The organism is Flammeovirga sp. AWQ4_249, assembly GCF_056161045.1.
Window position 1 is genome coordinate 1 of record NZ_JBSWYJ010000102.1, and the last position, 1,245, is coordinate 1,245.

General features: G+C 37.8%; 1 protein-coding gene. It reads right to left on the minus strand.

The window, feature by feature from the left end; all coding sequences use genetic code 11:
- The coding region (ltrA, locus tag ACXAHM_RS26250; protein WP_474967054.1) for a group II intron reverse transcriptase/maturase at positions 1 to 1,198 on the minus strand (1,198 nt) is incomplete at its 3' end.
- Positions 1,199 to 1,245: the final 47 nt, after the last annotated feature.

The following is a 1,245-nucleotide window of genomic DNA, read 5'->3' on the forward strand; positions in this document are numbered from 1 at the left end:
CCCAAATATGGGTGACTTTACTAATCGAAAAGTAATTCAACCAACCGTACAATACTGAGTTTAGTTTGTAAATCAAGGGGGCTATTTTCCAATGACGACGTTTGCGTAGTAGCTCACGGATATTGGCAAATAGTTTACTTCTTGATTTAATACTAGGACGAATGTTCGTGTATTTCTTGGTATTCCATGAAAACTTGGAACGAACATAACGAAATTCAAAACCTAAAAAGAATAGACTCTTCTTGTGTACATGAAGAATTGAGGTCTTGTTCTTATTGATCGTAAGACCCATCCTACGCATGATTGAATCTATGTAATCTAGGATCTCTCTACTGTAATAGTGGTTTCCCATCAATACAAAATCATCTGCGTAACGAACTATTCGAATGTTGGCTTTGGCAAATTTCCCTCGTGGATTATTAACAATGCGGTCAAAAGCATGTAAATAAATATTAGAAAGCAAAGGGCTAATCACTCCTCCTTGGGGTGTACCCATTTTGGACTGTATTCGTTTCCCATTTTTTAACTGTTTGGGAGCACAGAGCCATTGCTTTATAATTTTGAGTACTCCTTTATCGCTAATGCGCTCCTTCAACAGCACAAACAACTTATCATGAGGGATTGTATCAAAGTATTTCGATAAATCTGCATCATAAACAAAATGATATCCTTCATAGAGATTTTGTTTGATTTGTTTTACAGCATCTTTAGCACCTCGTTTCGGACGAAATCCATAAGAGGTATCAATAAAGTCGGCTTCCCACAAAGGTTCTATTAGCATCTTTACTGCCATTTGAGCGACTCTATCTTTTATAGTCGGGATGCCTAAAAGGCGAAATTCTCCCTTCTTCTCTTTTGGGATTTCTACTTGACGAACGGCTTGGCAACGATAAGTGTTCGTTTGGAGTTCGTGTTGTAATTCTTTCAGAAACTTCGATACTCCATACTTTTCTATGTCAGCAAACGACATATTATCGACACCTCTGCCATGGGAATAGTTTTGTTTTACACGACGATAAGATTCTACCAGAACGTAGCCTAAGCTCATTTTATCACTCAGGCTATAGGCTTTAAAGCCTTTATCTTGCTTGGCTCGAATGTATAGCTTCCTTTGAAAGACACGAACTTGCTCATCTGTCTTTGTAGAAGATGGACTTACTAATAGAGCGGTGTCAATATAGGTCGTTCTGTCTTTCATATAAGCATTTCTAAAGTAGAGCTCCTTCCCTAACTCAAAGTTATGTT